13 protein-coding genes are annotated in these 13,370 nt (G+C 67.9%); 9 read left to right on the top strand and 4 right to left on the bottom strand.

The features are described 5' to 3' along the window. Positions 1-54 precede the first annotated feature (54 nt). The 3 genes from JZ792_RS22585 to JZ792_RS22595 are packed head-to-tail and all read left to right on the top strand — an operon-like array spanning position 55 to position 3,030. Positions 55-2,289 carry a hypothetical protein gene (locus tag JZ792_RS22585; RefSeq protein ID WP_216913099.1) on the top strand — a complete coding sequence of 745 codons (2,235 nt, stop codon included), beginning with the start codon at positions 55-57 and terminating at the stop codon, positions 2,287-2,289. Then, complete coding sequence (locus JZ792_RS22590) at positions 2,286-2,786, top strand: GtrA family protein (RefSeq protein ID WP_216913072.1); 501 nt, start codon at positions 2,286-2,288, stop codon at positions 2,784-2,786. Before JZ792_RS22585 ends, JZ792_RS22590 begins: the two co-directional genes overlap by 4 nt. A 10-nt stretch (positions 2,787-2,796) precedes the next feature. Next, on the top strand, positions 2,797-3,030 hold the full coding sequence (locus JZ792_RS22595; RefSeq protein ID WP_109530002.1) for a Trm112 family protein: 234 nt from the start codon (positions 2,797-2,799) through the stop codon (positions 3,028-3,030). Here the strand turns inward: JZ792_RS22595 and JZ792_RS22600 are convergent. From JZ792_RS22600 to JZ792_RS22615, 4 genes are all read right to left on the bottom strand, one after another. Next, on the bottom strand, positions 3,027-3,761 hold the full coding sequence (locus JZ792_RS22600) for a TetR/AcrR family transcriptional regulator (protein WP_438804363.1): 735 nt from the start codon (positions 3,759-3,761) through the stop codon (positions 3,027-3,029). The genes JZ792_RS22595 and JZ792_RS22600 overlap by 4 nt on opposite strands. A gap of 71 nt (positions 3,762-3,832) precedes the next feature. Next, on the bottom strand, positions 3,833-4,615 hold the full coding sequence (locus JZ792_RS22605) for an ABC transporter permease (protein WP_216913076.1): 783 nt from the start codon (positions 4,613-4,615) through the stop codon (positions 3,833-3,835). After that, positions 4,612-5,343, bottom strand: a complete 732-nt coding sequence (locus JZ792_RS22610; RefSeq protein ID WP_216913078.1) for an ABC transporter ATP-binding protein — start codon at positions 5,341-5,343, stop codon at positions 4,612-4,614. The genes JZ792_RS22605 and JZ792_RS22610 overlap by 4 nt, the downstream gene beginning before the upstream one ends. A gap of 95 nt (positions 5,344-5,438) precedes the next feature. Then, positions 5,439-6,962: a multicopper oxidase family protein gene (locus JZ792_RS22615; RefSeq protein ID WP_216913080.1), complete on the bottom strand. Its 1,524-nt coding sequence runs from the start codon at positions 6,960-6,962 to the stop codon at positions 5,439-5,441. A 190-nt stretch (positions 6,963-7,152) separates the two neighbouring features. Here JZ792_RS22615 and JZ792_RS22620 point away from each other — a divergent pair, with 190 nt between their 5' ends. The 6 genes from JZ792_RS22620 (at position 7,153) to tyrS (ending at position 12,897) form a co-directional block, all read left to right on the top strand. Further along, positions 7,153-8,337 carry an NAD(P)/FAD-dependent oxidoreductase gene (locus JZ792_RS22620; protein ID WP_216913082.1) on the top strand — a complete coding sequence of 395 codons (1,185 nt, stop codon included), beginning with the start codon at positions 7,153-7,155 and terminating at the stop codon, positions 8,335-8,337. Between the two features lie 29 nt (positions 8,338-8,366). After that, positions 8,367-9,248: an RNA polymerase sigma-70 factor gene (locus JZ792_RS22625; protein ID WP_216913084.1), complete on the top strand. Its 882-nt coding sequence runs from the start codon at positions 8,367-8,369 to the stop codon at positions 9,246-9,248. A gap of 139 nt (positions 9,249-9,387) precedes the next feature. Next, entirely contained in the window at positions 9,388-10,122 is a 735-nt protein-coding gene (locus JZ792_RS22630) for a hypothetical protein (protein ID WP_216913086.1), read from the top strand. Positions 10,123-10,280: 158 nt separating this feature from the next. After that, the gene (locus tag JZ792_RS22635; RefSeq protein ID WP_216913088.1) at positions 10,281-10,895 is read left to right on the top strand and encodes a DNA-3-methyladenine glycosylase; all 615 of its coding nucleotides are present in this window, start codon (positions 10,281-10,283) and stop codon (positions 10,893-10,895) included. 107 nt (positions 10,896-11,002) lie between these two features. Beyond that, positions 11,003-11,428, top strand: coding sequence for a DoxX family protein (locus JZ792_RS22640; RefSeq protein WP_216913090.1), 426 nt, complete (start codon positions 11,003-11,005; stop codon positions 11,426-11,428). 179 nt (positions 11,429-11,607) lie between these two features. Beyond that, positions 11,608-12,897 carry a tyrosine--tRNA ligase gene (gene tyrS, locus JZ792_RS22645; RefSeq protein WP_216913092.1) on the top strand — a complete coding sequence of 430 codons (1,290 nt, stop codon included), beginning with the start codon at positions 11,608-11,610 and terminating at the stop codon, positions 12,895-12,897. Positions 12,898-13,370 lie beyond the last annotated feature (473 nt).

Raw genomic sequence — 13,370 nt, forward strand, 5'->3', positions numbered from 1 at the left:
TCACCGAGTCCGGAATGAGGCCCGAACCCGGCACTGTATGGTCTGGGACTCGTGGTGGAAAGCAACGCCCCCGCACGGCGGGACGCATACACGTGGGGTCTGGTGACCGCGCTCGGTGTGATCGCGGGATATGTTGCCGTCCTTTTCGCCAATGCCCGGCATTTCTATACCGATGACACCGAATCGCAGTACGCGCCGCTGTGGGTGATGCTCGGCCGGAATCTGCGCGACGGGCGCTTCCCCACGATGGTTCCCGAGCACTGGATGGCGGGCAACTACACCATCGAGGAAGCGGGACTGCTGAATCCACCGCAGCTGCTGATCGACCTGATCGCGCCGTCGGTGGACAATGTCGCGCTCTACGCCACGGTCGTCAAACTGATCTTCGCGATCATCCTCGGACTCGGCGTCTACCGGGTGTGCAAGGAATACGGGGCGGCGCTGCCGTGGGCCGCGGTCGCCGGTGTGGCGATGCCGTTCACCGGCTGGCTGTTGTTCTTCGACGAAGCCAGTTGGTACACCGCGCTCACCGGCACCGCGTGGCTGGTGCAGGCGTGGGCGTCGGCGGTGCGTTACGCGCGCGGCCGCACCGGTCCGATACCGACATTCGTGTTCCTGTACCTCGCCATCTCGGTGCAGTACATCTTCCCCGCGGTCGAAGCGGGCCTGATGGTTCTCGCCGTCGTCGTCGGGGAATTCGTCTACCAGCGCGCGTGGCGGCCGGCGCTGCGGGTGCTCGCGGTCTCGGCGTGCGCGGCCCTGGCCGGACTCGCGACCTACCTGCCGAGCATGCTCTCGGCGAAAGTCACCTGGCGCGGCACCGCCCAGATCAACAACGACCAGTTCCTGACCGTGCCGTGGTCGGAATCGCTCAACGCCAGCCTGCCCAGCACCCTGCCCGCCTACAACTCCTGGTGGGGCTATGTGCAGCCGATGCCGGTCACCTATATCGCGTGGTTCCTGATCCCCGCCCTCGCCTTCGTCGACTGGCGAAAGGCGCGGGAGAACTGGCGCGAGTTCAGCGCGATCGGACTCTTCGCCTTGATTGCGTTGATGTGGACCGCGGGGCCTGGCGCGATCGGTCCGCTGCGCTGGCCCGCGCGGGTGCTGCCGATGGTCGCGCTCGGACTGTTGTTGCTGGTCTGCGTCCTGCTTGGGCGCTATGCGACGGTCCGCGATCCGCGCCGGCGCGCGATCGCGGCCGCGGTCCTGATCGGATTGCTCTGGGTGCGGACGTTCTCGGCCGCCCCGGACGAGGTCGTATGGCATGTGCTGTCGGTGCTCGGCATCGCCGCGCTCGGCGCCGTGGTCGTATGGCTCGGCCGGACCAGGGGGATCGCGACGGCCTGCGCGCTGATCATCGTCTCGATCTTCCCCGTCGCCTATCTCCAGGTCCACGCCGCGCAGCCGACGCCGATGGGGTGGAATCTGCCCGAGAAGCGATCGGAGATGAAAGCGGCCTTCCCCGACTTCACCGGCACTACCCTGCAATTGGCCGACCGTGCCCTGATTCCGCCCGCGGAACGGACACCGGACGGCGCGTACGGATCACTGGTCTTCGGCAATTACGCCAAGGACCTGGAGTTGACCTATGTGAGCGGCTATACCCCCAATGGGCACTACTGGTTCGGCGAGACACTGTGCATGCGCTGGGACACCAGCGTCTGTCCGGACGCGTATCGCAGGGCGTTCGCGATCGAGCCGACCACCGGTAGGAGCATCGTCGACCTGATGAAGGTGGATCGCGTGGTACTGCACAAAGCGCTCTTCCCCGAGGCACGCAACCAACCCGCGCCGACCGGTTGGAGGTGGGTCGACCACCCCGGTCACGACGGGTACATCGCGGTCCTCGAACGACAGGACGGTCCGCTCTCGACCCGCGACGGACGTATCGCCGCGGCCGACGGCGTGACAGCGGTGTCGGAGTCGGAATCCGACCGGACCAGCCGTGTGCGGGTGAACTCCGACCTAGGCGGCCGGGTGGTCTTCGCCAGACTGGGCTGGCCCGGTTACCGCGCGACCCTCGACGGGAACGAGATCCCGGTGCAACTGGTCGGGAAGACCTTCGCCGCCGTGGACATCCCCGCGGGCACCCGCGACGGCGAACTCGAGCTGTCCTGGCAGCCGCCCGGCTGGAAACTCGGTGCGGGCGCCGCGCTGCTCGGAGTGCTGGGTGTCGGTGCGCTGCAATGGTTCTCTCTGCGAGAACGTCGTCGGCGGTCCGACGAGAGCGTCCCCGCCGACGCGCCCGCCGCCGAATCCATCGATCTCGCGGGCGCGCCGCGATGAGCGCCGATCCGATCGGCAGCGAGACCGCGGCCCACGCGGCGGGAGTCACCGGAACCGAGGAACCGGGACCGCTGCTGCGTCTGTTCCGCAGGCAGGAACTGGCATTCGCGGCGGTCGGCGGATTCAACACCGCGCTCGGCATCGGCCTGACGGTCATGTGGCTGCATGTGCTCGGAGATCACGTCCAGCCCTTCGTCGCGGTCGCGCTCGCCTACGCCGTCGGCATGGTGGTGGCCTTCGGGCTGCACCGCACGCTGGTCTTCCGGGTGCACGGACACCTGATCGGCGACTTCCTGCGATTCTGCGCGGTGAATTCCGGCGGTCTGGTGTTGAACGCGGCGCTGATCCAACTCGCGGTCACGGTCATGCACTTCCCCGAAACCCCGTCGGCGGTGATCGTCATGGGTCTGGTCGCGGTCGCCAGCTTCTTCGGCCACCGCTACATCTCGTTCCACCGTCCGGCGGACGGTGGCGGACCGGATCCGGCGGCCGGGTAGGTTATCGGTCATGCCGGAAGACACCGCCTTGGACGCCACACTGTTGAGCCTGCTCGCCTGTCCCCAGGACAAGGGCCCGCTACTGCTGGTGCGCGGTGACAACGGCGGCAGCCTGCTCTACAACCCGCGTCTGCGCCGCGTCTACCACATCGACAACGGCATCCCGGTGCTGCTCATCGATGACGCCCGCGACGCGACCGAGGCCGAACACGAGGCATTCACCGCCCAGCACGCCGACGCTTAGCGATCACGCGGCCGTTCGCTCTCCACGTCTTCGCCGACCAGCTCCAGCGGACCGGTGAGGTAGCGCTGCAAGGTCGGCCCGACCGCGGCGACCAGCGCGGGCAGCGGCATGGAGGCCAGCGGTTCGACCCCGACGAGTTTGCGCGCCACCAGCACACCCATCGTCTGCGAGGCGACGAGCGCGACCCTGGCGCGACCGTCGTCCTCGGGGGTGGCGATCCGCAGGCGCACGCGTTCGAGCACCACTTCCAGCACGAAGGTGCGCGCCAGCGACAGATCACCGCTGGCGAGCATGCTGCGGAACGACGCGATGACCCCCGGTCCCGCCGGTGAATCCCAGATGCCGACGACCTCGCGCAGAATCGTTTTCCCGAGTTCGTCCTTCGGAACGCCCAGGATCGTCCGCAGTGTGGCCTCCGGGTCGAACGGCAATTGGATCGCCGCGGTGAACAACTGCTGTTTGGTGCCGAAATAGTGATGGACGAGCGCGGGATCCACGCCCGCGTCGGTGGCGACGGCACGGATCGAGGTCTTGTCGAAACCGTTCTCGGCGAATCGGGCTCTGGCGGCCGCGAGGATCTTCTCCTTGGCCCCCGACCGTCCTGGCCTGCGGCCGGAGCGTCCCGGCCGGTCGCCCTCGGCAGGGTCCGCTGGTCCGCCCTCGGCGGGGTCCGGCCCGTCGTTCCGCGCCGCGTCCGAATCGGGCGACTCGCCGCCGGATCGGCCCCCGATTTCGGCGGAGCGCGCGTCGAGCGAGTTCGCCTTCGCGCCGGGGCGAGCGCCGTTGCCGGACCCGGCCGTACTCATGCGGTGCGTCGCCGTAGTGTGGCCGCGCCGAGCGCGAGTGCCACGATCGCGAACGCCGCGACGACCCCGAGGTCACCCAACATCTCGCCGGTCACCTCCGGATTCTGTGAAACCTGTTGCAGCGCGTCGACCGCGTAACTCAGTGGCATCAGATCGCTGATCGGTTGCAGCCAGCCGGGGAGCTGATCACGCGGAACGAGCAGGCCGCACAGGAAGATCTGCGGCGCGACGACCACCGGCATGAACTGTACGGCCTGGAATTCGGTGCGGGCGAAAGCGCTGGCCAGCAGGCCGAGCGCGACACCGCAGATCGCGTCGACCACCGCGATCAGCACCACCCAGGCCGGATTGCCCGCCGCGTCGAGATCCAGCAGTCCGAACGACACCAGGCAGGCGACCACGGCCTGAGCGGCGGCGGCGAGGGAGAAGGCGGTGCCGTATCCGCCGAGCAGGTCGAATTTCGACAGCGGTGTCGTCAGCAACCGTTCCAAGGTGCCCGAGCTGCGTTCGCGTTGCATGGCGATCGCGGTGATCAGGAACATCACGATGAACGGAAGGATGCCGAGCATGCTGATGCCGACCCGATCGAACAGCGTCGGACCGTGTGGCGGATGCGGTGCGTCCTGGTAGATGAAGAACAGCAGCGTCATCAGCAGCGCGGGCACCACGAGGATCATGCCGACCGTGCGGTGGTCGTTGCGCAGTTGCCGCAGGATGCGGCCGGTGGTCGAGAGGTAGGGCCGCAGCGGCGAGCGGGCGGGCACCACGGTGGCGGTCATGCGTTCGTTCCCGTCGTGATGAGGGTGAGGAAGGCCTGTTCGAGGTTCTGTTCGCCGGTGCGCTCACGCAGTTCGTCGGGACTGGATTCGGCGAGCAGGGCGCCGTCGCGCATGAGCAGCAGCCGATCGCAATGCTCGGCCTCGTCCATGACGTGGCTGGAGACGAGCAGGGTCGTCCCGTCGGCGGCGAGGTCGTGGAACTGCTTCCACAACTCCACCCGCAGAACCGGATCGAGTCCGACCGTCGGTTCGTCGAGTACCAGCATGTCCGGCCGGGCGACCAGGGCGCAGGCCAGCGACACACGCGTCTTCTGGCCGCCGGACAACTCGTCGCCGCGTTGCCGCGCGTGCTCGAGCAGGCCGACGGCCGTGATGGCGTCATCGATATCGTCGCGATCTCGTCCGTAGAGCGCCGCGTAGTACCCGACGTTGTCGCGCACGCTGATATCGCTGTAGATACTCGGCGCCTGCGTGACGTAGCCGATGCGCCTGCGTAATTCGGGGGAGCCCGCGGGCAGGCCGAGCGCGGTGATCTCACCGGACGCCACGATCTGGGTGCCGACGATACTGCGCATCAGCGTGGTCTTGCCGCATCCGGACGGTCCGAGCAGTCCGGTGATCGAACCTCTCGGAATCGTCAGCGAAATATCGTGCAGGACTTGGCGTCTACCGCGTCGGACGGTCAGATTCCGAACTTCGACGGCCGCGGACGACGAGGGCTGCGACATGGTCGCCTCAATTCATCGAGTGTTGAATTCACTGTGTGATGAATTTAGCGCGCGACACCCGCGTGGGCAAGGGATGGGCCGCAGATCAGTGGAATTCAGTGACCGTGGCGCGGCGCGACACCCGCGCTCCCGCCGGGCTCGACCACCACGAATTGCCCCATCATCGCCCGGTCCTCGTGCCACAACAGGTGGCAGTGGTACATGTACGGCGTGTTCGGGTCGGCCGGCCCGTCGAAACGCAGGGCCAGTCGCAGGGTCGCTCCCGGTGGTACGAAAACGGTGTCCTTCGGGCCGGCGAGTTCCGGCGGCGGTGGCGCGCCGTCGACCGTCAGCACCCGGAACCGCACGTCGTGGACGTGGAAGTTGTGCGGCATACCGTCGCCGTTGCGCACGGTCCACGTCTCCGCCGTGCCGCGGGTGACAGCGAAATCGATGCGGTTCATATCCATCGGCCGCCCGTTGATACCCGCGAATTCGAGGTCGAACGTTCGCTCCTGTACCGAGTCGGTCCCGTCGGGAGTGGACGAGGCGACCAGGGCGGCGGGGAGGTCGGGGGAGGAGCGCAGGGTGGCGGCCGCGCGTAATTCGAGGATGTCGAAACTGTCGTCGCCGCCGGAGAACCGCTGATTCCAGAAATCGAGACCGGCGTCGAGCGGGCCCGCGCGCAGTACCGTTCGCTCACCCGGTCGCATGCGGACGACGATCTCCGCGCGCTCGCCCGGCGACAGCCGCACCCGGTCGACGGTGATCGGAGCCTCCAGCAGTCCGCCGTCGGTGCCGATCTGCGCGAAGGCCCGGTCATCGGCGAAGCCGAAATCGTAGACGCGCGCGGTGGAGGCGTTGAGCAGCCGTAACCGGACGAGTTCGTCGCCGACCTCCCGATACGGGCCGAGGGTTCCGTTGACCAGGATCTGATCACCGAGGAAACCCGCGTTGCGGAACATGCGATGCGCGCCGTCCAGCTCGTCACCGGCGAAGCGCACGTCCTGGACGATGACCGGAAGGTCGTCGACACCGTACGCACTCGGCAGCGGCAATGATTCCGACGCGGCGTCATCGAGGATGAACATCCCCGCGAGCCCGCGCCGGACATGGGATTCGGTGGTGCCGTGCGGATGCGGGTGGTACCAGAGCGACGCCGCGGGCTGGGCCACCGTCCACTCCGGTGACCACCCGCCGCCCGCCGGGATCGGCTGGTGCGGTCCGCCGTCCATGGCGGCGGGCAGGCGCATGCCGTGCCAGTGCACCGTCGACGCCTCCGGCAGCGAATTGGTGATGTCGACACGGACCCGATCCCCGCGCCGGGCGCGCAGCGTCGGTCCGAGATGGTCGCCGTTGAACCCCCAGGTATTCGTCGGCTCACCCGGTCGGAACTCCGTGCGCCCCCGGCGCATATCGAGTGTGAACACCCGGGTTCCGTCGGGTTCGGTCACACCGGTGGCCAGCGGCGGGATCGCGAGTTCTCGGGTGAAATCCACCTTCCCGACGGTGGATATGTCCGCGCGGGTGTACGTCACGGCGACGCACCCGCCCACCGTCGTCGCCACGGCGGTCACGAGTGTGAGGGCACCGAACAACAAGCGCCGCAACGTATGCGGACGACGATCGAGCGAAGGCATGGCTTCACGATAGGAATCGGCGGCACCGCTGCACATCCGTGAGCGTCCCCATTTCGCCCCCGGTCCACCCTGATTCTCCGCTCGGCATCAGGTGTGATCCACATCACTCCATGGAAGTGTCACGGTGAGAGGGGGACGGCAGTCCCTTGGTCGTCACCATTCCGAATCGCGACCACCGGGAGCGAACGCCATGAACACCACGAACACCCCCTATCGCCTCGTCGTCCTCGGCGCGGGTTACACCGGCATGCTGGCCGCGGTCCGGCTGGCCGGGCGGACCAGCGGCGGGAATGTGCGGATCACCCTGGTCGATCCGTCGGCCCGCTTCACCGAACGGCTGCGCATGCACCAGATCGCCACCGGTCAGCGGCTCCCCGAACACCGGATCGCCGACATCGTCGACGGCACCGGCATCGAATTCGTCCGGGGCCGGGCCACCGCCATCGACACCGTCGCGGCGCAGGTCACCGTCGACGACACCGTCACCCTCGGCTACGACGAACTGATCTACGCCCTCGGCAGCGGCACGGATACCTCGGTCATCCCCGGCGCGGCCGAACACGCCTGGACCCTGAACGATCCGCGCACCGCGCACCGCTTCGCCGACCGACTCGCGCAGGTCGAATCCCGTGGCGGCGCCGTCGTGGTCGGCGGTGCGGGCCTGACCGGTATCGAGGCCGCGACCGAGATCGCCGAACGCTTCCCCGCACTGCGGGTCACCCTCGTCGGCGCCGACGAACCGGGGGCGATGATGGGCGTGAAGGCTCGCGCGTACCTCGGCCGCGCACTCGACCGCCTCGGTATCACCAGGGTCATCGGGCACCACATCACCAAAGTTCTGCCGGACGCCGTGGAACTCGCCGACTCGACCCTGATTCCGGCCGACCTGACCCTGATCACCACCGGGATGCGGGTGCCGCCGCTGGCCGCCGAATCCGGGATCGACACCGACCCGCGCGGCCGGATCGTCGTCGACGCCACGCTGCGCTCGGTCTCGCATCCGAACATCCACGCCATCGGTGACGCCGCCGCGGTCCGCCAGGCCTGGGGTGAGATCCACGGAACCTGTCAGTCCGGGATGCCGACCGCCGCCTACGTCGCCGACGAGATCGCGCGCAGGTTCCGAGGCAAGAAGATCGCCCCGTTCCGATTCGGCTACATCCACCAGCCGGTCAGCCTGGGCCGCGCGGACGCGGTCATCCAGTTCACGAAGGCCGACGACACCCCGGGCCGTTTCCACCTGACCGGCAAGGCCGCCGTGCTGTACAAGGAAACCGTCAGCCGGAGCCCGATCCCGATCTTCGGGCTGAGCCGCAGATTCGCCGTCCCGGTCCAGCTGTACAAAGGCGGCAGGGCCACCGCGCGGCTTGCCTAGAACCGGAACACAGCGAGGAGCAGCAGCCGATGGACGACGAGCGCGATCCCTTCCTCGAACACCGGCGGCTGCTCTTCGCCACCGCCTACCGGATGCTCGGCACCGTCACCGATACCGAGGACGTCCTCCAGGACGCCTGGCTCAGATGGCACGCCGTCGACCACGCCCGGGTCGAACATCCCAAGTCCTACCTCGTGCGCACGGTGACCAACCTCGCCCTCACCCGTCTCACCTCGGCCCGCGCGACCCGCGAGACCTACGTCGGTCCCTGGCTGCCAGAACCCCTGCTCACCACACCGAATATCGCGGAGGAGACCGAATTGGCCGACACCGTCTCCACCGCGATGCTCGTGGTGCTGGAAACCCTCGCCCCGCTGGAGCGCGCGGTATTCCTGCTGCACGAGGTCTTCGGCTACAACCATGCCGAAATCGCCGAGACCCTGAACAAATCGGAGGTCAACGTCCGACAGATCGCGCACCGGGCCCGCGCCCACGTGCGGGCGCGTCGTCCCCGATACGACACCGACCGAGTCGAAAGGGAACAGGTCACCGCGCGATTCATGGCCGCCTGCGCGGGCGGCGACCTGAATGCCCTGATGGATCTGCTCGCCCCCGACGCGACCCTGTGGTCCGACGGCGGTGGCGTCGTCACCGCCGCTCTCCGCCCGCTGTTCGGCAAGGACCACATCGCCCGGTGGACCCTCGGCGTTCTCGCCAAACCCAGCTCGGCGGGCATCACCTTCCGCTCCGCCACCATCAACGGTGAACTCGGCGCGCTGGCCGTCGTGGGCGACAACCCGGTCGCGGCCTTCACCTACGATCTCGTCGACGGCCAGATCCGCAACCTGCGCTTGCAGGTCAACCCGCACAAACTGGCCGGGCTGTACCGGGGGACCGACACGCTCGGCTGAGTCCGGGAGATCTCCTCCCCGATCCGTTGTCCGCCGATATGTGCTGTGCCGCAGCGTGATCGAGGCATGCCGCCCCCGGTTCGTCGGACCCACCGTGCACACTGTGGGCGTATCGACCGCCCGAACCCGGAGTGCAGCTATGCCCGAACCTGTCCGCTCGCCGTGGGAAGAATCCCTCGCCGCCGCTTTCTCGCTCGTCCTGGAACGCCCGGTTCTCGAGGACACCGGCGAGTACGCCGCGTGGTACTCCTGCTCGGATCTGTCCTCCGAACTCTTCGATGCGGGTTTCCCGCTCGAACCGCTCGCGGCGGGCGAGGTCGTCGGCGCCCCGTTCGCCTCGATCCCGGTTCTGGGGAAACTCTTCGAGGGATGGGATCTGTTCGCCCCGCACTGGTCGATCGATCTGGGCGCGTCCCTGTTCTTCGGCGAGGACGACGAACTTCTGCCCGGGCGCGAAGTGGAGGCCGCGATATCAGGCCGCGAACTGGGAACCGAGCTCATCGCCCGGAAGGTGAAGGCGAAGAAACTCGCCGACGCGTATCCCACGGTGCTGTTCCGCGTCCACACCGACGGCTCGCTCTTCGGCGCGATCCAGGCCCTGACCGGTACCCATCGGGGCCGCGACCATCTCTTCCCCCTCGATCCCGAAGCGGGCGTGCGCAAGCGCTGGAACAGACGCTTCGCCGAGTTGGACGACTCCGCGTTGGCCGACCACCTGCGCAATCTGTTCCGCACCGAGGACTATGCCCGCGCCTACGGCGCCTACCACCTCGGCACCGACGACCCGTCCCACGGCTACCTCCCGCACCCGGTCACCACGGCCTGGCGGTTCGGTGAGGCCCAGGCGTGGTCGGCCGTCACGTCCGCCTCCTGAAGCGGCCGGTAGGCGCACGGGCCTCGAGCAGTCGACCGTCACCGTGGCGCGATCGTCGTCCGGTGGGCGCGTTCTCGATCCGCCGCGGTGTCGTCCGCTGTTCGAAGCCGGTTCGCCGGTTCGCCACGGTAGGAAGCCGTCCAGCAGAATGACCCGCTGTGTCCGTTGATCAGCTCGCCGTGCCGCCCGCCGACGCCGCCCGTCGACTGCTCGGCTCGGTGCTGTGGTCGGGGCCGGTGGGCGTGCGGATCGTCGAGGTGGAGGCCTACGGCGGCGATCCCGCCGGACCGTGGCCGGATTCCGCCTCGCATTCCGGTCGCGGCCCGACCACGCGCAATGCGGTCATGTTCGGTCCCGCGGGAGTGCTCTACGTCTACCTCAGTTACGGCACTCATTTCTGTGTGAACGTGACCAGCGGCCCGGACGGTGTGGCGAGCGCGGTCCTCCTGCGTTCCGGCGAAGTCGTGGCAGGCCTCGACACCGCACGCGCGCGCCGCCCGACCGCTCGTCGCGATCACGATTTAGCAAGGGGCCCTGGCAATTTCGGACGCGCCATGGGTATCACGCTGGCGGACTACGGAACCGATCTCCTCGATCGGTCCGCCCCCGTCCGCCTGGCGCTGCACGAGCCGATCGCGCCGGAGCGGATCGCGTCGGGCCCGCGGGTAGGAGTGAGCCTCGCGGCCGAGGTGACGTGGCGATTCTGGTTGCCCGAATCGGCAGCCGTCTCGGCCTACCGGCGCAGTCCGCGCGCGCCGCGACCGGCTACCTGATCCCTCGGAAAAGAATTTCGCGCCGTGCGATGAGTTCTCGCGGGGTCTCCCGTCCTACCTGTTGAACGCGCTACCGACTCGGCGCGACCGACCAGAAGGACGACATCATGACCGCCATCACCGCCGCCCCGATCGCCTCCGCCTCCCGTCCAGGTAAGGGCCTCGACCGCACCCTGTGGACCCTGCAGATCGTGCTCGGACTGTTCTTCATCCTCGCCTCGGGCGCCCCGAAACTCGTCGGCCAGGCCGACGCCGCGCAGAGCTTCGCCGAGATCGGCTTCGGCACCTGGTTCATGTATTTCACCGGCGTGGTCGAGGTGGCGGGCGGTGTCGGCCTGATGGTCCGCAGGCTGAGCGGCCCGGCCGCGGTCGGCCTGTCGATCACCACGGTCCTGGCCGCCGCCACGCAGGCTTTCCTGCTCGACGCGCCCGGCCTGTCGATCTTCCCGCTGGTCCTGGCCGTGATCTTCGGCTGGATCGCCTATCAGCGCCGCGACACCATCGCGGCCCTGTCGGCGCGGGTGCGGCGCTGACCGTCCCCACGATCGACCGGCAACCGGCGGGATGACCCCCGCCGGTTGCCGCATTGCGCGTTGCGCGACGGTCGCCCGTCAGAGTCGGCGGCGACCGTCGCGCGACGCACTCCCGGTTCGTGTCGCTGCCGCCCACCTGCGCATCGGCGCAGGACAGCGGTGCGGAAAGATGGGACAGCGTGAGCGGCGACATCATCGACGAACTGACCTGGCGCGGACTGATCGCGCAGTCCACCGACCTCGACGCCCTGCGCAAGGCGCTGGCCGACGGGCCGCTGACGCTCTACGCGGGCTTCGATCCGACCGCCGCCAGTCTGCACGCGGGCCACCTGGTGCCGCTGCTGGCGTTGAAACGTTTCCAGCGCGCGGGCAATCGGCCGATCGTGCTGGCCGGCGGCGCCACCGGGCTCATCGGTGACCCGCGCGACGTCGGCGAGCGGACCATGAACTCGACCGACACCGTGGCCGACTGGGCACAGCGCATCCGCTCACAGCTCGAGCGTTTCGTCGACATCGACGATTCGCCGACGGGGGCGATCATCGCCGACAACATGGACTGGACCGGTCCGCTCTCGACCGTCCATTTCCTGCGCGACATCGGCAAACACTTCTCGGTGAACGTCATGTTGGCCCGCGATACGGTCAAACGTCGTCTCGACGGCGACGGCATGTCCTACACCGAGTTCAGCTACATGCTGTTGCAGGCCAACGACTACCTCCAGCTGCGCCGCGCGCACGGGTGCCGACTCCAGGTCGGCGGCTCGGACCAGTGGGGCAACATCATCGCGGGCGTGGAACTGAACCGTCGCGTCGACGGCGAATCGGTCCACGCGCTCACCGTGCCGTTGGTGACCTCGGCCGACGGCAAGAAATTCGGCAAGTCCACCGGCGGCGGCAGCCTGTGGCTCGATCCGGAGATGACCAGCCCCTACGCCTGGTACCAGTACTTCGTGAACACCGCCGACGCCGACGTCGTCCGCTACCTGCGGTGGTTCACCTTCCTTTCCCGCGAGGAACTGGACGAACTCGAGCGGGCGACGCTGGAACGTCCGCACGCGAGGGAAGCGCAGCGCACGCTCGCCGCCGAGATGACCACCCTGGTGCACGGCGAGGAGAACACCCGCGCGGTGCAGTTGGCGAGCCAGGCCCTGTTCGGCCGCGGTGAACTACGCGAACTCGACGAGAAGACCCTCGGCGCCGCGTTGAGCGAGGCCGCCGTGGACGGGGCCGTCGCCGAGATCGCCGCGGACCAACCGGCGACCATCGTGGATCTGCTCGTGGCGAGCGGACTGTCCGAAAGTCGCGGCGCGGCCAGGCGCGCGGTCAACGAGGGCGGCGCGTACGTGAACAACGAGAAGATCTCCGACCTCGAATGGACCCCCGCCGAGGGCGACTACCTGCACGGACGCTGGTTGGCGCTGCGGCGGGGCAAGCGCAATATCGCGGGCGTACGACGCGCCGTCGGCTGACGTTTTCGTGGCTTGGGTCACAGTTTCGTGGCCCGAGCGCCGAAATTGCTCTCGCGCAAGCCTCTGACCAGCGGAATCACATCGGTGTAGTGCGGATTTGACGCCGCGTTCTCCGCCGCGTAACTTAGTCCAAGTCAGAGCGACACGGACACCGACCCGGAGCCCAAACGCCCAGCTCAGAAGCTGGAAATAGGGACCGGGAAACGAGGTAGGACGATGAGCGCCTGGCCAACCTATAGAACACCGGCAGGGACACGAACGACCGAGCGGCTTGACTCCGCGAGGGAGGTCGGTTAGGCTGGAAAAGTTGCCTCACGGAAGTAGCCGGATATAATCCGGCGCGGATGTGTGTGCGTGTGTTCTTTGAGAACTCAATAGTGTGTCGATGAATGTCAGTGCCAAATGTTTTATTTGGTTCCGGCCCTTTCATACCCCCGTATGGGATGGGTTGGACATTAGTCAGCAAAAGATTT

It is taken from the genome of Nocardia noduli (assembly GCF_019038455.1).
Taxonomy (GTDB): Bacteria; Actinomycetota; Actinomycetes; order Mycobacteriales; family Mycobacteriaceae; genus Nocardia; species Nocardia noduli.